The sequence below is a fragment of the Chryseobacterium sp. GTID13 genome (assembly GCF_056172655.1).
On record NZ_JAOCMB010000005.1, the window covers coordinates 481,079 to 498,295 of the forward strand.

The following is a 17,217-nucleotide window of genomic DNA, read 5'->3' on the forward strand; positions in this document are numbered from 1 at the left end:
ATTAAAACTATATTTCTTATTTTTGACCAATGGAAAATTTTATCGTATCTGCAAGAAAATACCGTCCTCAGCAGTTTGACACTGTAGTAGGGCAATCCCATATTACAGATACCTTAGAACATGCTATTGGAGAAAATCAATTGGCTCAGGCCTTACTTTTCTGCGGTCCTAGGGGAGTGGGAAAAACCACTTGTGCCAGAATCCTGGCCAGGAAGATCAATGAAAAGGACGGTTCTGTTTCAGAAGACGGCTTTGCCTATAACATCTATGAACTGGATGCGGCGTCCAATAATTCCGTGGATGACATCAGGGAACTGATAGATCAGGTTCGCTTTGCGCCTCAGGTAGGTAAATATAAAGTTTATATTATCGATGAGGTGCACATGCTGTCTTCCGCGGCCTTCAATGCATTCCTTAAAACCCTTGAGGAACCGCCTGCCCACGCTATTTTTATCTTGGCGACCACCGAGAAGCACAAAATAATCCCTACCATCTTATCCAGATGTCAAATCTATGATTTCAAGAGGATCACGATCGAAGATATACAGGGACACCTACGCAATATCGCACAGAAAGAAAGTATTCAGTATGAGGATGATGCCCTGTATCTGATTGCCCAGAAAGCGGATGGTGCCTTAAGAGATGCCCTTTCTATCTTTGACAGGCTTTCTACATTTTCCCAGAAGAACATCACATTGGCCAAAGCTGCTGAAGTACTCAATATCCTTGATTACGATCAGTACCTTAATATAGTGGATCTCGCCAAAGAAAATAAAATCCCTGAAGTGCTTTTTGCTTTTAACGAAATTGTGAAAAAAGGTTTCGATCCCCATATCTTTATTGCCGGCTTAGGAAACCATTTCAGAGATCTGATGATGGCACAGAATGCCAGGACAATCGAGCTTATTGAAGTAGGGGAAAGGACCAAAGTGAAATTTGTAGAGCAAAGCCAGAAATGGAGCCCTCAGCAACTGATCGATGGGATAGAAATCTGCAACCATGCGGACATCAATTACAAAAACTCCAAAAATCCAAGACTTACAGTAGAAATTGCACTGATGCAGCTGTCTTCCCTGACAGCTAATCCAGGCGATACTAAAAAAAAAGTTCCTAATACTGGCTCCGTTCCTCAGTGAGAAACAGGAAGTAAAAATCCCTGAAAAATCTCCTGAGAAGAAAGAAGCACCAGAAGTAAAACCTGCGCTTCAGCCCGAAACTGTTGCTGAAACATCAGTAAAAACTACCAAACCCTTGTCCAGACAGGGAATTTCTTCAGGTTTCAGCATCAATTCTTTTCTAAATAAAGAAGAAAAAGAAGAGAAAGAAGAAATCGTAGCTGTAAAAACAGAAAACCTTCCCCAGAACCATTTTACAGAAACTGATCTGCAGATGGAATGGAACCTGATGCTCAAACAGCTTCAGACCAGAAACAGCTTTATCTTTAATGCGGTTAAAACATTCAAGCTGGTAAAGACGGGAGAAAATACTATTAAAGTCTTGTATCCTTCCGATTCGGCTAAGGTTGAGTTTGATAAAATTTCAGGAGAATTCTTTAATCACTTCAAAACAAAAGTCCACAATCATGCTATTGTGGTCGATTACCAGCGTGATTTCGATAACCTTAAAATTGAAGTGCTTACCAAAAGAAAAGTATTCGAAAAATTTATCGAAAAAAATCCCCTTTTAAAAGATCTGGATGATCTGATGAAATTCGATTTGACTTAACTTATTGTATTTATCACAATTTTATTTTGTCAGAATAAGTTTTTTTATATCTTTGTCAAAGATTTTTGCAAAAAATAAGTTTTTGACAAAAACAAATAAGATTAAACTAAACAACAGAAGTTTCAGAATCCAGTGGAAAAATCACTAATCCCATCTCTGTTTCATTTTGTACCCGCTGATTTCTTTAGCGGTTATTTTAGTTTTTCTGCTTTCTATTATAGAAATTTCAGAACGTATTATCGATTTTATTGGTACTGCTAACTGAATTTCTTTCCAAAAAATACAGGAGAAGTAAAGTCCTTACATTTTCCTGATTCCTTTAAACCATTTTGAACGGCATTTTTTGAAAAGAATTATAAAATGAATTTTATAATGAAAGGACTATTGCTGTAAACTTAGAAAATAAAAAAACAATAAATTTAAAAATATGAATTTAAAAGATGTAAAAAACGAGTGGATCAACGAGCTTTCGCAGCCATTAATGATCGCCGGGCCATGCAGCGCTGAAAGTGAAGCACAAATGCTTGAAACCGCCAAAAGAATAAAAGAAACCAATGCTCAGGTGCCTATTTTCCGTGCAGGAATCTGGAAACCCCGCACAAAGCCTAACGGTTTTGAAGGAGTAGGAGTGATCGGACTGAACTGGCTGAAAAAAGTAAAAGAAGAATACGGTTTCAAAACTGCTACGGAAGTAGCAAACGCTCATCACGTATTTGCCGCCCTGGAAGCGGATGTAGACGTTCTTTGGATCGGGGCGAGATCTACCGTAAACCCTTTTACTGTTCAGGAAATTGCAATGGCTTTAAGAGGAACCAATAAGCCGGTATTCGTTAAAAACCCTGTTAATCCGGATCTTGCCCTATGGATTGGTGCTTTGGAAAGGCTTTTAGGACAGGATATTAAAAATCTGGGAGTTATTCACAGAGGATTCTCAACTTACCAGAAAACAAAATACAGAAATAACCCCAACTGGCAGATCGCCCTTGATTTCAAAAGCCAGTTCCCGAATATTCCAATGCTGATAGACCCTTCCCACATCTGCGGAAACAGAACTGGTCTTGCGGATGTTACGCAGGAAGCCTTAAATGTGGGATACCAGGGTGCTATTATTGAAACTCACTGCAATCCTGATGAGGCTTGGAGCGATGCTTCCCAGCAGATTACTCCGGAAGTATTGGCAGAACTTATTGGAAATCTGAAAGTAAGAAATTCCGGTCTTGCAGGTTTTGATAACGAAATGGGAAGACACAGAACCCTGATCTCTGATCTTGATTTCCAGCTGATCGAGCTGCTTTCCCAAAGAATGAAGATCTCCGAAAAGATCGGCAAGCTTAAAAAAGAAAATGACATAGCAATTTTCCAGCCTGAAAGATGGAAAGTGATCACGGAATACGCGACACAAAAAGCAAAAGAAACCGGAATGTCTCAGGAATTTATTGAGAAGGTTTTCAAAGCTATTCATGAAGAATCTATTGAAGTACAGAACAGTATTATGATCGAGAAGTAAGGAATTAGGAATCAGAAGTAAGGGATAAGGAATGATCCTTCCAGAATTTCTGTGAAAACTAACAATAGGGCTTAGGGTGCTTGGATTATAGGAGAAATTATATTTTGTTTTCAACTATATCCTGAACTCTAAGCCCTAATTCCTTATATTTGCATCACATTATTTATGAAAGGAAAAATCATTAAATCTACAGGCAGCTGGTACCAGGTCATGGAATTCGAAACGGACAAAATTTTCGAAGCCAGGATCAGGGGTAAATTCAAACTGATTAAAACAAGGCTTACCAACCCGCTTGCTGTAGGAGATTTTGTAGAGTTTCAGTTAGAATCAGACGGTATTGCATGGATCACGAAAATAGAGCCCCGCACGAACTACCTGATCAGAAAATCGGTCAACCTTTCAAAAGAAGCCCATATTATTGCCTCCAATATAGATCTGGCATGTTTTATTTTTACCCTGAAACATCCGGAAACTTCACTTGGTTTTCTGGACCGTTTTCTGGCCTGCTGCGAGGCTTATAATATTACACCTCTCATTCTGTTCAATAAAATCGATGTTCTGAACGATGAAGAAATAGAGCTGGTAAAAGATATAGAATTCCTTTATCAGGAAATAGGATATGACACTCTGGAAATTTCTTCCTATTCCAAACTGAATTTTGATCAGCTTCAGGAGCTTCTTAAAGATAAAACTTCCGTATTCTTCGGACATTCGGGTTGCGGGAAATCTACTTTGGTTAATGCATTGCAGCCGGGATTAAATTTAAAAACCTCTGAAATTTCAGATTCCCACCTGAAAGGAAAACACACGACTACCTTCGCTCAAATGCATTTCTGGGATTTTGGCGGTAATGTTATCGATACGCCGGGTGTACGTGAATTTGCTATGATCGACATTGAAAAAGAAGAAGTACAGCATTATTTCCCTGAAATTTTCAAGAAAAGGGAAGAATGTAAATTCCACAACTGTCTTCATATCAATGAACCGAAATGTGCTGTCCTTGCTTCCCTGGAAACCGGAGAAATACAGTATTCCCGCTATGCCAACTACGTAAAATTGATGGAAGAGGCTGAGGAAGCTTCCCAGAAATAAAATTTTATCAAGTTTAATCCCGGATTAGATATCTAAGGAAAGGGCTTAATATGCTTTTTGTTTCATCTATTAATTAAAGATGAATACTATTTTGCAGCCTTTATTTTGTAAAATCATAGACCTCTATTTTTTCACGGTCACAATTTTTCCCCAAACAATATTTATTCTTAAGTAAATACACTTACATTTTTCACAATAAGTCCACTTTTGTCTTTAAATTTTTACCAGATATGGCAGGTTTTTAAAATTCAAATACATGAAATAAAAAAATATTAAAAAATTAACATTATTTCATTGATTGAAAAAGAAGCAATAATGTATTAATATGATTTTAATCGCTTTTTTAAATTATTAAATTCTCAATAAAAACCTTGAATTTTTGCCAATAAAAAACCCAGCCGAAGCTGGGTAAAAACTAATAACCATGAAAACTCAAATTAAACATGAGAATCGTAATAGAATTAACAATTACTGTGCCAAAGTTTTGGACCATTTCTTAATAAAAGTTATTTTTATGTTAAAAAAAATTAAAATAAAAATCAAAGATATTTTTTGTAATTTTGCGGCATTAAAAAAATATACATTTATGTCTAACATTACATTCACTATGATTAAGCCTGATGCAGTTGCAGATGGACATATCGGGGCTATATTAGGGAAGATCGCAGAAGGAGGTTTTAAGATCAAAGCATTAAAATTAACTCAGCTTACTGTTGCTGACGCTAAAAAATTCTACGAAGTACATGCTGAAAGACCATTTTATGGTGAGTTGGTAGAATTCATGAGCTCAGGTCCTATCGTAGCTGCTGTTTTAGAAAAAGACAATGCAGTAGAAGACTTCAGAACATTGATTGGTGCTACCAACCCTGCGGAAGCTGCAGAAGGTACAATCAGAAAAATGTTTGCAAGAAGCATCGGTGAAAATGCAGTTCACGGTTCAGATTCTGACGAGAACGCTGTTATCGAAGCTCAATTCCATTTTTCAGGAAGAGAAATTTTCTAAGGAAAACCCCTCAAAAAATATAAAGCCGGAGATTTTCTCCGGCTTTTTTGTTTGTCTGATTATAAATTATTTTCAATTGCCGTGACCTTTTCCCGGTACAGTTCCAAAGGCTTGTCCAGCAATATGGCAATCACGGTCAGGTTTTTGTCGAGCCGGTCTTTGGGGATGTCAATGTATATAATTCCCGGTGTATCGCTCCAGTAAAGCTTGTTGTATATTTCGTGGCTGATGATAGATCCTTCACCTGCAATCCTTACCCTTGCAATATTATTTTTGATACCTTTTAAAGCTACAGGACCGGTAGGAATGCCTTCTACAAAAAGGTAAACCGTCTGCCTGTCTTTGGAAAGCGCACTCATTCCTGAATAATGTCCTTCCGGAAGGCCCTGCCCGGTATCATAAAGGGCTTCGGCATGTTTGCTGATCCACTGAAGTGTTTCCGCATTCGCTTTTTCTGATCCGGGGATTTTCATATCCTCACCGTCGCTGGTAAGACCCGAACCATCCAGTATATTTTTGCCGCTGTGAATACTGTTTGCGATGTCATAAACTGCTGTTTTTGTATTGGTATTCTGCAAAATATCGGCGAGAGGGTAAAGGTCAGGTTTAAAATTCTTAAGAAGAACCGGAGGGTCTTTAAAAATAAGTTCTACCGTAGTAACATCCTGATCAAATTTAATTTTAGAGAGGTCAAGAGTCATCGTGGTATCGTTGCTGAAATTAAAACTTACCCTGGCATTTTCATCACCTACAATCTTTACTGCAGACGGTTTACTTCCCAAACCATATACTTTTACAAAATCTTTAGCTTCTTCGAGATAAAGAAAAATTGATTTTTTGTTCTCTGAAACAGAAGATTTTCCTTTAAAATTTTCAAAAGGAATACCAAGGGAGGTATTATAGACGGCTATTTTGTTTTTGGAAGTCCATCTTCCCAGGTTTTTTAAAATTTCAGCCTGTTTTTCGGGAATAGTCCCATCGGACCTTGGGCCGATGTCAAGAAGAAGATTGCCGCCCATACTGATCACATCTGTCAGTGTTCTCACGATCATATTGGGAGTCTTATAATGATTGTCATAAGGCTGGTATCCCCAGGAATCATTCATGGTGTAACACAGCTCCCAATATTTACTTTGGGGCCTTACCACAGGAATTCCCTGTTCAGGGGTATCATAATCACCGTGGTTATTCAGCCTTGAATTGATGATAATATCCTGGTTGTATTTCTTTAATATATCTAAAGTCTGTGGAGCGTGCCATTCAGCAGAAGTATGCTCCCAGTCACCATCAAACCATAACAAATCAGGGTGATATTGTGATGAAAGTTCATTGAGCTGGGCTTGGTAATAATCAATGAATTGTTGCCAGCGTTTTGGATTTTCTTTGATTTCATACCGCTTTTTTGTACGGGTACTGATATCATAATACAGATGGCTCCAGTCCGGAAGAGAGAAGTATAATCCTGTTTTCAGACCGGACTTTTTAAGGCTGTTAACAAAAGGGAATACGACATCCTTTTTAGCAGAAGAGTGTTCAGGGATCGTTGTAGCCTTCTCAGCTTTTGAATTCCAGAGTGCAACGCCGTCGTGATGTTTGGTGGTGATGACTGCATATTGTGCCCCGGAATTTTTAATCAGGTCAACCCATTCTTCAGGTCTGTACTTTGAAGCTGAGAAGCCATTCAGCTGCTTCATATAATTTTCGTGGCTGATGTAGTTGTTAAAAAAGACCACGACTCAGAGATTCCGTCGACAGAATATATTCCCCAATGGATAAAGATACCTAGCTTGGCATTTTTAAACCATATCATTTTTTTATCTTCAGAAGTTCTTTCCTGGGCGTTGGTATGGCATGACGCCGCCATCAATCCCAGGAAAAAAGCTTTCATCATGATGTTCTTCATTTTTCCTTTAAATTAAAGCTTAAATATAGATAAAGAAGTTTTAATTATCCGGATAATGCCTTTAAATCTTATTCAATTCCTAAAATAAAGGGCTTAATATTGAATTTAAAAAGGTGACTGAATAAATTGTTGTATTTTTAACATCATCGTATTGGAATACTTATTGTAAGTTTTATTAAAAAATGTATTATGAAAGTTCCGGCATTCGTAATGGCCAGCTTATTGGCTGTAAGTGTATCAGGTCAGACTACAAGACCTGTGAAAAAAGTAAAAAAAACGGTTAGTAAAACTAAAAAGGCAGAATCTCCAAAGCCTGTAAAGACCGCAGAAACAAAGTTTGTACCCCGAAAAGACACTGTTCTTGGAAGTGGTGGTGCATGCCCTGCCTGTGGAATGGGATAAAATATGAAAAAACCGTTGTTAGGACTGGCTATGATGCCGGAAGCAGATTTTGTTTCCGCCATACTTCCTATCCTGCAAAATAATTTTGTGGATGTACTGGAATGGTCTTTCGATACCTTTTATGATGTGGAAGAACCGGAATGGCTTTCCGGACTTCTTGATTTTTATGCAGAAAATGACCGTCTTCTGGGTCATGGTGTTTATTATTCCCTTTTTGATGCCAGATGGACAAGCCGTCAGAAAGACTGGCTTCAAAAACTGAAAGAAGAATTCAGACACAGAAAATACAATCATATTACCGAACATTTTGGTTTTATGAATACCGAAAATTTCCATCAGGGTGTTCCGTTGCCCGTTCCGTTGCATTCCAAAACCCTTCAGATAGGCAAAGACCGGCTCAGAAGACTTCAGGAAGCCGTAGAAGTTCCGGTAGGAGTGGAGAATCTTGCTTTTTCATTTTCTATAGATGATGTAAAAGAGCAGGGTGAATTTCTGGAAAAGCTTATAGAAGATATTGACGGATTTCTTATTCTTGATCTCCACAATATCTACTGTCAGTCCTGTAATTTTGAAATTGACATGCAGGAAATTATCCATTTGTACCCTTTGGAAAACGTGAAGGAAATTCATCTTTCAGGGGGAAGCTGGCAGGAAAGTGCTTATGGAAACAAACCTGTAAGAAGAGATACTCATGATGATAATATTCCTGAAGAAATAATAAATGTTCTTCCGAAAGTTTTCTCCCAATGCCCTAATCTTGAATATGTTATTATTGAAAGGCTTGGACATACCCTGAATACCGAAGCTCAAAAACAGCTTTTTTTGATGATTTTAACAAAGTAAAAGAAATTATTGAAGTTTCAGATTTCCCCGCTGGAATAAAAAAGCATGGAATAAAAGAAAAAGTGGATCTTCAGAGCCGGTGGAGGATCTGCTGCTGTATGAAGAGCAGACAAAACTCACAAAAATACTATTCGAGGGAAACACTGCCCAATCTGTAAAAAATGAGGTATTTTATTATTTCAAACCAGAAAACTGGGATAAGGAAATGATTACAACCGCACAGCAAATTATCAAAAAATGGAATCCTTATTAGGATATTTTCACGATACATCACAAATCAAAATATATGAAAATGACAACGCTATTTTTATTAATTACGGCTGTACTTACGGCTTTAATTGCGGGGCTTTTTTATGCCTATTCATGTTCTGTAGTCCTGGGATTGGGTAAGCTTTCCGATGCGGAATACCTGAAATCGATGCAGAGCATCAACAGGGAAATCCTTAATCCTATATTTTTTATGAGCTTTATGGGAACTGCGGTGCTACTTCCGGTCACGACGTTTCTGTTTCGGGGTGAGCAACCTGCCTTTCTTTTTCTTTTACTGGCAACTGCTGCTTATCTCATAGGCGTTTTTGGAGTAACAGTTGCCGGAAATGTTCCTCTGAATGATTTGCTTGATAAATTTGATATCAATGCTTCGACAGCAGCGGCAATCAGTCAGATGCGCGGCAATTTTGAAAACCGCTGGAATCTTTTAAACAATATCAGAACAGTATTTTCAGTAATCAGTATTGTTCTGGTAATCTGTGCGTGTATCTGGAACAGATCTGTTCCGGAATAATCTGGAATCCGTAGAAATACTTAATCGAAAATTCAGTATTTCTACGGATGCGCCATATAGGATTTTATTTGGAAATTTACATCAGTAATTGCACAATGGAATCTTAAGCATTGAAAGTCTTACGACAAAAAACTAATAACCACATAAGCTCAAATTCCGCAAGAAGAAAGGTAGTCTCCCAAGGGCTGCCTTTTTCTTTGTCATTGTTTGAAAGTTTACTTTTAAAGAGTTTTTGTGCTAATTTTCAACAGAACGATTGAGCTAATTTTAAAGAGGAAAGGCAGCCAAAGGCTGCCTTTCCGTATAGATGTTTAAAACTTCAGATTTTTAAATCTTGAGTAATTCAATTGTCCTTTCAGGGCTTTCTGCAGAAAATACTGCATTTCCTGCTACAAGAACATCTGCTCCTGCTTCGAAAAGTTTAGAAGCATTGTCAAGATTTACCCCACCGTCAATTTCAATAAGAGCCGTAGAATTATTGCTTAAAATAAGATCTTTGGTCTCTGCAATCTTTTTGTATGTATTTTCAATGAATTTCTGGCCTCCGAATCCCGGATTTACACTCATTAAAAGAACAAGATCCACATCGGCAATAATATCTTCAAGCATCAGTACCGGAGTGGAAGGGTTTAAAACAACACCAGCCTTTGCCCCTTTGCTCTGAATATGGTGAATAGTTCTGTGAAGATGCGTGCAGGCCTCATAATGTACAGAGACAAGATCCGCACCGTGATCGATAAATTCATCCACATACTTTTCCGGCTCCAGAATCATCAGATGGACATCAACAAATTTTTTGGCATGCTTCTGTACCGTTTTCATGACCGGAAAGCCAAATGAAATGTTAGGAACAAATCTCCCGTCCATAACATCAATGTGGAACCAGTCTGCCTGGGAGTTGTTCAGCATTTCAATGTCTCTTTGCAGATTCCCGAAGTCTGCGGATAATAGGGATGGAGCAATAAGCTTCGTTTTCATTTTTACTTTTTATACTTTACTTAGATTTCAATCCTTTAAAACGGATTAACAACCAAAAAATAATATAGGAAGATACCTCCAAATACAATTGTTTCTATGATTGTTAATTTGATATAATTAATTTTGATAACTAATAACCTGTCAATTATAAATAATCCTAAAGGTACAATACTAAAAATCAATAACATTTCAAGAATCATATTATATGCTGAGCCTGTTTTGGGAGGATCAAACATTTTATATACAATTAAAAAAGCTATATAAATAAAAAAAGAGCTGTTAAAATTGATATAAAAGTGGGCTTTCGGATTAAATGATAAAAGATATTCTTCATTTAATGATACTTCAGCTTCATTTCCGGCTTGATCTTTAGAAGGGTTTCATAAATCAGTTGGATTACGTTGCCTACATCTTCTTTAGATACCATTTCTACTGTAGTATGCATGTAGCGCAAAGGTAAGGAAATTAAAGCACTTGGAACTCCGCCATTAGAGTGGGCAAAAGCGTCTGTGTCTGTTCCTGTAGCCCTGCTTGCCGCAGCTCTTTGAAATGGAATTTTTTTGCTTTTTGCAGTATCTATGATCAGTTCCCTGATGGTATGGTGGATGCTTGGCGCAAAGAAAACTACAGGTCCGTCACCACATTTCTGGTCGCCTTCTTTTTCTTTTCGATCATTGGAGTGGTTGTATCGTGGGTAACATCAGTCACAATGGCGATATTGGGTTTGATAGTATCAGCAATCATATCTGCACCATAAAGACCCACTTCCTCCTGCACGGAATTAGTGATATACAATCCAAAAGGGATGTTTTTTTGTTCTCCTTTAAAAGCCTTGCTACTTCTGCAATCATAAAACCGCCGATTCTGTTGTCTAAGGCTCTGCAGACAAAATATCGATCATTCATTTCAAAGAATTCATCAGGGTAGGTGATCATACATCCTACATAAATTCCCATTTCTTCAACTTCTTTTTTGGAAATTGCTCCACAATCGATGAATATATTTTCAATTTTCGGAGTCGGTTCATTTTGGTTGGTTCTTGTGTGAATGGCAGGCCATCCGAATACCCCTTTTACGATTCCTTTTTCCCCGTGGATATGAACAACTTTTGAAGGAGCAATCGTTTGATCCGAGCCTCCGTTTCTGATTACGTAGATTAATCCGTCATCGGTAATATAGTTCACGTACCATGAGATTTCGTCTGCATGAGCTTCAATTACTACTTTAAATTCAGCATCGGGATTAATTATGCCATAGCAAGTTCCATAATGATCTACTTCTATTTTATCTACATACGGTCTGATGTAATCCATCCAGATTTCCTGGCCTTTATGTTCGTAACCTGTTGGTGATGAAGTATTTAAATATTTCTCTAAAAATTTCAAAGATTTCTTTTCAAATTTCATAAAAAGGAATGATTTTTGCGTGTAATTTTTGTTATTATAAGTGTAAAAATAATGAATTTTAGTAAGATTGTCTGTCTTTTTATCTTCTTTTTCGGAGTCAGTGTTTTTGGCCAGAAGGATTCTATCATTGCAAAACCTCTCAACCAATATCCCGCTGGATCTTTAAAAACAGATGAGTTCGGTAATAGATACTATTATGATGAGCGTCAGAAGATGAAGGTTTATGAAATTAACGGTGAACCCGTAGTCGTACTGGATGAGCTGGTTCTGGTGAATAAGCCGCGGTTCAATAATCAGCTGGACAAAAACTACTATTACTTCCTTAATAAAAAGCTGAACAGGGTATACCCCTTATTTCTCACTGCACTTCAGCAATACAGAGACATCCAGGCTGATATGACCGATATGGACAGTAAAGCTAAAAGGAAATTTGTAAAAGACAGACAGACCATGCTGGCCGACCAATACGAAAAACAACTCAGAGATCTTACAACAACTGAAGGCCAGGTTTTCGCCAAGCTGATGAACAGGGCAACCGGAAAAAATGTTTATGAAATCATAAAAGAAATGAGAGGCGGATGGAGCGCCTTCTGGTGGAATGTAAAAGGTAAAATGGCAGACATTGACCTGAAAGACCAATACAATCCCCACACGAACAGAACGGATGAGTTTATAGAATCCCTTCTTCAGTCCAACTGGAATTCAGGCTACCTGCAGCCTTATCCCGGAGCCGCCGATTTTAAAGTCAGAAAATAAATATAAAATTCCTGTAAGCTTGCTTACAGGAATTTTTCTTTTAATTTATCAAATACAATTTTGTCTATTGGCAGTGGAAAAGGATTGTCCGGTCTGTCAATATCAATCCATTCCGTTTTTTCAATGCATGGATCAAGGATTAGAAAATCTTCTTCATTAGTAATGTTTACTATATAATATATGGTAAGCAGCTGCTCATTTTCTCTGAAACGTGAAACCAGAAAATCTTCCTGCGTATAAAAATGCTCTACAATTTCTATTTTTACATTCAGCTCTTCATCAAATTCTCTGTGAAGGCATTCTAAAAGTCCTTCCCCGAATTCCAGGCCTCCTCCCGGAAATTTCATTAAAGGTTCACCGGCATATTCTTCAAACAGGGTCAGTACTTTTTTGTCTTTTACTGCACATGCATATACTCTAATGTTGATCTTATCAATCATAATAATATTTTGTATAGCTAAAATAAGCAAATAAGTGGAATGGGCAAAAGGGCTAAAAGGCAAAAAGGCAGAATTGCTAAAGGGCGAAAAGGAGTAAGGCAAAGCAAAGAAAGCTGATAAAGTAAATTCGTGGATAGGGCTTCAATTGGCTAATTGCCTATTTGCTCTTTTTAATTATCATTTTTGACTTCTCCGGCTTTTTATATATTCCTAATACCTTAGCCTTATTTGCCTGCTTAGCTTTCTTCGCTCTCCACGGCAGTTTCGCCTTTTAGCCCTTTCGCCCAGCTATTGCTTCGCCGCATTAATCATCTCCCGTTTTCCCGGAGGTCCCTGTTTTTTCTCCACTTTGAAATTCAGCTCCTGGAGGATTCTTCTTACGCTTCCTTTAGAAGAGTAGGTTGTTAATAATCCGTTAACGGACATTTTGTCGGAAACCATCTCAAACAATGGCTTTTCCCACAGGTCCGGCTGTACTCTCGCTCCGAAACAGTCATAATAGACAAGGTTGATTTTTGGTAAGTCTATGTCTTTCAGGTCAAAGAAGTCACATTCAATCTTTTTCAGATTAAAACCTGTAACTATTTCTGTTGATTTTCCCCACTCTGCCTGATGAATTTTTTGATAAATATTTTTGAATTCCGGGTTATCAAAATGCTCAAAATAGGCAAGATCATTAATTTCGGATTCATTTATCGGATATTTTTCAAGGGAAAAGTAATTAATGACATGATTTTTGTCAGTTTTTAAATATGCATTAATTGTCACCAAAACATTCAAACCTGTTCCAAAACCGAGTTCTAAAATATTAATTTCGTAATCATTTACTTGATTTAGTCCATTTTTGATAAACACGTGTTCTGCTTCCTGAAGTGCTCCGTGATGAGAATGGTAGTTTTCATTTAAATCATTGATAAACAATGTTTTACTTCCGTCGTTTGTAGTCTTAATTTCTCTTTTCAAGCTATTTTTTTGTCAAATTTACTCTAAAATTTTTATATTTAGAAAATTATGTTAAATTTGTAGAACATCGTAAAAATTTTAAAAAATGATAATTCAAAAAACCGAGAACTCCAGACTTCCGGACTTCGATCCGAACAATTTTTCATTTGGAAATACTTTTATCGACCATATGGTGATATGTGAGTATGAAAATGGAAAGTGGGGGATGTAAAATTGGTTCCTTACGGCCCAATACCATTTACACCAGCCATGATGGGTGTAAACTATGGACAAGCTTGTTTTGAAGGTATGAAAGCTTATAAAGACAAAGACGGGCAGGTTTTCCTTTTCAGGCCGGAAAAGAATTTTGAACGTATCAACAAATCAGCGAAACGTCTGGCAATGCCGGAAGTAACTGAAGAAATGTTTTTAGACGGATTAAAAGCATTAGTGGATATCGACAGAAACTGGATCCCGCAGGGAGAAGGAATGTCATTATATATCAGACCATTGATTTTTGCTACAGAGGAAGCTCTGAAAGCAAGAGTAGCCAATAAATACATGTTTGCCATCGTTGCAACGCCAGCAAAGAGCTATTATTCAGAACCTGTTTCCGTAAAAATTTCAGACCATTATTCAAGAGCAGCAAACGGAGGAGTAGGTTCTGCCAAGGCAGCAGGTAACTATGCCGCTTCTTTCTATCCTACACAGCTTGCTATCGAAGAAGGGTATGAGCAAATTATCTGGACGGATGATGCAACTCACGAATATTTTGAAGAAAGTGGAACAATGAATGTATTTGTAAGAATTAACGATACCATTTATACACCACCTACTTCTGAAAAAATCCTTGACGGGGTAACAAGAGACAGCTTTATCCAGCTTGCTAAAAAGAGAGGAATTGAAGTGAAAATAGAGCCTGTAGCAGTAAAAACCGTTATAGAAGCTCAAAAGAACGGAACCCTGAAAGAAGTTTGGGGAGTAGGTACAGCTGTTGTAACTACTGTATTCCAGGCTTTGGGATATCAGGGAGAGAAGCTTGAGCTTCCAAAACTTTCTGATGAGGAAAGCTTTGCAGCAATCCTTAAAAAGGATCTTACAGATCTTCAGAACAACCTTAGCGAAGATCCTTTCGGATGGAGAGTTGTGGTTGAAAAAGACGTTCTGGAAACTGTTTAATTTAACATTATTTCATTCAACAATAGAACCGGCAGAATAAATTTCTGCCGGTTTTTTTATTTTCTCGTTAAATATTGGTAATTTTTCAGAAAATTTAGAATATATGCAATTCGTGAAGTTCAAATTACCTCTTGGCCTGCTTTCTATGATCAGTGTTTTGGCAGTCTCCTCATGCAGTAAAGATGATGACGGAGAAATGCTGGTAAATGATACAGCTACCATAACTGTAGAAAATGTAATTGAAAGTAAAGCACTGACACAGTTTGGAACCTTCCAGAACGCAGGTTCATCACCTGTGATTAATCCGGGGAATCGGCGTCTTTTACTTTTTATGCAGGAAAAGGACAAACGGTGAGTTTTGCAGCGATGTACGGAAACAGTAATGACCTGTTTTTTGCACCCGCCAATCCGGGAATCAGGCTCTATCAGAATAACGGCGATCCGGTAACGGGAGATGTATCTTCACAGATCAAGCTCTGGGACAACGGAACACGGGTTAATGAAGTTCCTGGGTCTACAGTTACCCATCCCGGTACAGCAGAAACCAATGTGAAAAATGTTGCCGAGGTTTCAGGAACCGATGATCAGGGACATGCTTACCTGCCGGCTTCACAGTTATTAAAAGCAGAAATAACCCATGAAGGAGGAACAAAATTCACGTTGAAATTAACCAATACCTCAGGTGGCACAGCCAATGAAACTCCAATCAGTGCCGGAGTCTGGGCTGTTTCCCATATCTCAGGAACAACACTTCTGAAACAGGATCCTATTTTTTCTCCGGGAAAACCTTCAGCCAATGGCTTGACAGATCTTGCTGAAACCGGAAAAACGACCACGTTGGAACAATATCTTACCGGTATTACAGGTTCTAATTCTGCATTCTCACCTGTACTGGTCGTAGTATACAGCGGTAACGATAATCCAATATTTAAAACCGGCGAAAATGATCGCGGCCAGGGTTTAAAGGAGCTTTCCCAGCAAGGTAATGCCGATGTTCTGGCAGCTTTTCTGAAAACAAAATCCGGAGTAAAACAGGTATTCGTCCTTAAAGATCCGGCAACAAGTATTTTACAGCCCAGAATAAACGGCAACGATGGCGGTAAAGCCTCACAGGTAATATCTGCCCATAAAGGAGACCGTATTGCTCTGGCAACAATGTATGCACAATCCAACGACTGGTTTATCGCAGCTACCAATAATGGGGTAGATGGTTCCACCAGAGGTGATATTTCTTCTATTATGGGGCTTTTTGACAGCGGGACCCTGGAAAGCTCTTTTCCTGGGGCCCATATAGGAGCGGCGCCGGCGCAGGCTGAAAGCCAGCCGGTACAGCAGCTTGCCAACCCAAACCAGTTCAATACACTGCCTTCACTTCCGCAGATGATTAAAGTGACCATTCAATAAGACAATTATTTAATATAAAAAAATAAAATATCACTCGCTATGGGTGATATTTGTTTTTGGACCAAAAATATTTCTGCAAGCTGAACGGATGATTGATGTAATGATTTAAAGCATATATCTGGAATTAACTTAATAATCTTAAACACTTATTACTTCTTAATGGTTAAAAATTAAAGTTTAAAATGTCTGGAATTTATCAATCGTCGAATCGTTCATTTTTAAATTTTTTGATCTTCTAATTTTTGAATCTTTTTTCAACCTATGGAACAATATTTCTCCGAAATGCGTATTTTCGCAAAAGTTTATGAAAAAATTACTCTTCATATCAGCAATAACCCTCTTAAGCTGCAACCGGAAAGCTCCTGTGGCACATCCTCCTGTAGGCGGAGTGTTGAGTCAGAAAGATCTGGATGTTTCCAAGGAAAGGATGAGAAATCTGAATACTATAGAGCGCGGACAGATTCAGGACTGGATCAACGGGCAGAGTGTAAAGTATTATCCTACACAGCTTAATTACTGGGTAAGTGTTGAAGGTTTTGATCAGAGAGAAAGAAGAGCGGATAATACCCCGATTTCTTATTCTTATGATCTGTATGATTTTGATGAAACCAAGATCTACGATAAACCTTTTGAAAGAAGAGATGCCAGATTCGGGCATTTTGATGAACTGAAAGCGGTAGAGAATGCCTTGCGTTTTATGCATGATGGAGAGGAAGTAACGCTTTTGGTCCCTTCTTCACTGGCCTACGGTACCTTTGGAGACGAAAAGAATATAGACAACGATATCCCATTAATCATAAAATTAAAAGCGCTATAAATAATGAAATTGTTTAACAAGCATATAATTCTGGCA

General features: G+C 38.0%; 15 protein-coding genes and 3 pseudogenes. 13 read left to right on the forward strand and 5 right to left on the reverse strand.

Going from position 1 to position 17,217, the window contains the following annotated elements; translation table 11 throughout:
- The first annotated feature begins 29 nt into the window (after positions 1-29).
- The 5 genes from dnaX to N4G44_RS08245 all read left to right on the forward strand — a co-directional run bounded on the left by dnaX (position 30) and on the right by N4G44_RS08245 (position 5,327).
- A complete protein-coding gene (gene dnaX, locus N4G44_RS08225) occupies positions 30-1,136 on the forward strand; it encodes a DNA polymerase III subunit gamma/tau (RefSeq protein WP_474925888.1) in 1,107 nt (368 codons plus the stop codon).
- Positions 1,137-1,251: 115 nt separating this feature from the next.
- Positions 1,252-1,725: a hypothetical protein gene (locus N4G44_RS08230; RefSeq protein ID WP_474925889.1), complete on the forward strand. Its 474-nt coding sequence runs from the start codon at positions 1,252-1,254 to the stop codon at positions 1,723-1,725.
- A gap of 427 nt (positions 1,726-2,152) precedes the next feature.
- The gene (locus tag N4G44_RS08235) at positions 2,153-3,232 is read left to right on the forward strand and encodes a chorismate mutase (RefSeq protein WP_040998996.1); all 1,080 of its coding nucleotides are present in this window, start codon (positions 2,153-2,155) and stop codon (positions 3,230-3,232) included.
- 165 nt (positions 3,233-3,397) lie between these two features.
- Positions 3,398-4,324 (forward strand): ribosome small subunit-dependent GTPase A, encoded by a 927-nt coding sequence (gene rsgA / locus N4G44_RS08240; RefSeq protein ID WP_260545190.1) that lies wholly within the window; start codon positions 3,398-3,400, stop codon positions 4,322-4,324.
- Between the two features lie 586 nt (positions 4,325-4,910).
- Positions 4,911-5,327: a nucleoside-diphosphate kinase gene (locus N4G44_RS08245; RefSeq protein WP_474925892.1), complete on the forward strand. Its 417-nt coding sequence runs from the start codon at positions 4,911-4,913 to the stop codon at positions 5,325-5,327.
- A 59-nt stretch (positions 5,328-5,386) separates the two neighbouring features.
- Here the strand turns inward: N4G44_RS08245 and N4G44_RS08250 are convergent.
- A pseudogene (locus N4G44_RS08250) lies at positions 5,387-7,230 on the reverse strand (alpha-L-fucosidase).
- 189 nt (positions 7,231-7,419) lie between these two features.
- On the opposite strand from N4G44_RS08250, the gene chrA reads away from it, so the two are divergent.
- From chrA to chrI, 3 genes are all read left to right on the forward strand, one after another.
- Positions 7,420-7,632 carry an MNIO class RiPP chryseobasin precursor ChrA gene (gene chrA, locus N4G44_RS08255; RefSeq protein WP_474925894.1) on the forward strand — a complete coding sequence of 71 codons (213 nt, stop codon included), beginning with the start codon at positions 7,420-7,422 and terminating at the stop codon, positions 7,630-7,632.
- Between the two features lie 3 nt (positions 7,633-7,635).
- Positions 7,636-8,475, forward strand: a complete 840-nt coding sequence (locus tag N4G44_RS08260; RefSeq protein WP_474925896.1) for a multinuclear nonheme iron-dependent oxidase — start codon at positions 7,636-7,638, stop codon at positions 8,473-8,475.
- Positions 8,476-8,767: 292 nt separating this feature from the next.
- Entirely contained in the window at positions 8,768-9,259 is a 492-nt protein-coding gene (chrI, locus tag N4G44_RS08265) for a chryseobasin maturation helper ChrI (RefSeq protein ID WP_474925897.1), read from the forward strand.
- 327 nt (positions 9,260-9,586) lie between these two features.
- Here chrI and rpe read toward each other — a convergent pair whose 3' ends face one another.
- Both rpe and chrP read right to left on the reverse strand, forming a co-directional pair.
- On the reverse strand, positions 9,587-10,237 hold the full coding sequence (gene rpe / locus N4G44_RS08270; RefSeq protein WP_474925899.1) for a ribulose-phosphate 3-epimerase: 651 nt from the start codon (positions 10,235-10,237) through the stop codon (positions 9,587-9,589).
- A 334-nt stretch (positions 10,238-10,571) separates the two neighbouring features.
- Positions 10,572-11,643: pseudogene (gene chrP, locus N4G44_RS08275) on the reverse strand (chryseobasin maturation metalloprotease ChrP).
- 51 nt (positions 11,644-11,694) lie between these two features.
- Between chrP and N4G44_RS08280 the strand changes: the two are divergent.
- Entirely contained in the window at positions 11,695-12,399 is a 705-nt protein-coding gene (locus tag N4G44_RS08280) for a DUF4294 domain-containing protein (RefSeq protein ID WP_474925901.1), read from the forward strand.
- A gap of 23 nt (positions 12,400-12,422) precedes the next feature.
- Here the strand turns inward: N4G44_RS08280 and N4G44_RS08285 are convergent, their stop codons facing one another.
- Complete coding sequence (locus N4G44_RS08285; protein ID WP_040999013.1) at positions 12,423-12,839, reverse strand: NUDIX domain-containing protein; 417 nt, start codon at positions 12,837-12,839, stop codon at positions 12,423-12,425.
- A gap of 288 nt (positions 12,840-13,127) precedes the next feature.
- Positions 13,128-13,802 (reverse strand): tRNA (5-methylaminomethyl-2-thiouridine)(34)-methyltransferase MnmC2, encoded by a 675-nt coding sequence (gene mnmC2 / locus N4G44_RS08290; RefSeq protein WP_474925907.1) that lies wholly within the window; start codon positions 13,800-13,802, stop codon positions 13,128-13,130.
- An 85-nt stretch (positions 13,803-13,887) separates the two neighbouring features.
- Here mnmC2 and N4G44_RS08295 point away from each other — a divergent pair.
- The 4 genes and pseudogenes from N4G44_RS08295 to N4G44_RS08310 all read left to right on the forward strand — a co-directional run bounded on the left by N4G44_RS08295 (position 13,888) and on the right by N4G44_RS08310 (position 17,181).
- Positions 13,888-14,960: pseudogene (locus N4G44_RS08295) on the forward strand (branched-chain amino acid aminotransferase).
- Positions 14,961-15,072: 112 nt separating this feature from the next.
- Entirely contained in the window at positions 15,073-15,315 is a 243-nt protein-coding gene (locus N4G44_RS08300) for a hypothetical protein (RefSeq protein WP_474925912.1), read from the forward strand.
- Positions 15,312-16,364 (forward strand): spondin domain-containing protein, encoded by a 1,053-nt coding sequence (locus N4G44_RS08305; RefSeq protein ID WP_474925915.1) that lies wholly within the window; start codon positions 15,312-15,314, stop codon positions 16,362-16,364. The genes N4G44_RS08300 and N4G44_RS08305 overlap by 4 nt, the downstream gene beginning before the upstream one ends.
- A 304-nt stretch (positions 16,365-16,668) precedes the next feature.
- Positions 16,669-17,181 carry an FKBP-type peptidyl-prolyl cis-trans isomerase gene (locus N4G44_RS08310; RefSeq protein ID WP_474925917.1) on the forward strand — a complete coding sequence of 171 codons (513 nt, stop codon included), beginning with the start codon at positions 16,669-16,671 and terminating at the stop codon, positions 17,179-17,181.
- The last annotated feature ends 36 nt before the right edge of the window (positions 17,182-17,217 follow it).

Coding starts and splice junctions, on each gene's coding strand:
- dnaX (WP_474925888.1), top strand. CDS start 30: ATGGAAAATTTTATCGTATCTGCAAGAAAATACCGTCCTCAGCAGTTT.
- N4G44_RS08235 (WP_040998996.1), top strand. CDS start 2,153: ATGAATTTAAAAGATGTAAAAAACGAGTGGATCAACGAGCTTTCGCAG.
- rsgA (WP_260545190.1), top strand. CDS start 3,398: ATGAAAGGAAAAATCATTAAATCTACAGGCAGCTGGTACCAGGTCATG.
- N4G44_RS08245 (WP_474925892.1), top strand. CDS start 4,911: ATGTCTAACATTACATTCACTATGATTAAGCCTGATGCAGTTGCAGAT.
- chrA (WP_474925894.1), top strand. CDS start 7,420: ATGAAAGTTCCGGCATTCGTAATGGCCAGCTTATTGGCTGTAAGTGTA.
- N4G44_RS08260 (WP_474925896.1), top strand. CDS start 7,636: ATGAAAAAACCGTTGTTAGGACTGGCTATGATGCCGGAAGCAGATTTT.
- chrI (WP_474925897.1), top strand. CDS start 8,768: ATGACAACGCTATTTTTATTAATTACGGCTGTACTTACGGCTTTAATT.
- rpe (WP_474925899.1), bottom strand. CDS start 10,237: ATGAAAACGAAGCTTATTGCTCCATCCCTATTATCCGCAGACTTCGGG.
- N4G44_RS08280 (WP_474925901.1), top strand. CDS start 11,695: ATGAATTTTAGTAAGATTGTCTGTCTTTTTATCTTCTTTTTCGGAGTC.
- N4G44_RS08285 (WP_040999013.1), bottom strand. CDS start 12,839: ATGATTGATAAGATCAACATTAGAGTATATGCATGTGCAGTAAAAGAC.
- N4G44_RS08310 (WP_474925917.1), top strand. CDS start 16,669: ATGAAAAAATTACTCTTCATATCAGCAATAACCCTCTTAAGCTGCAAC.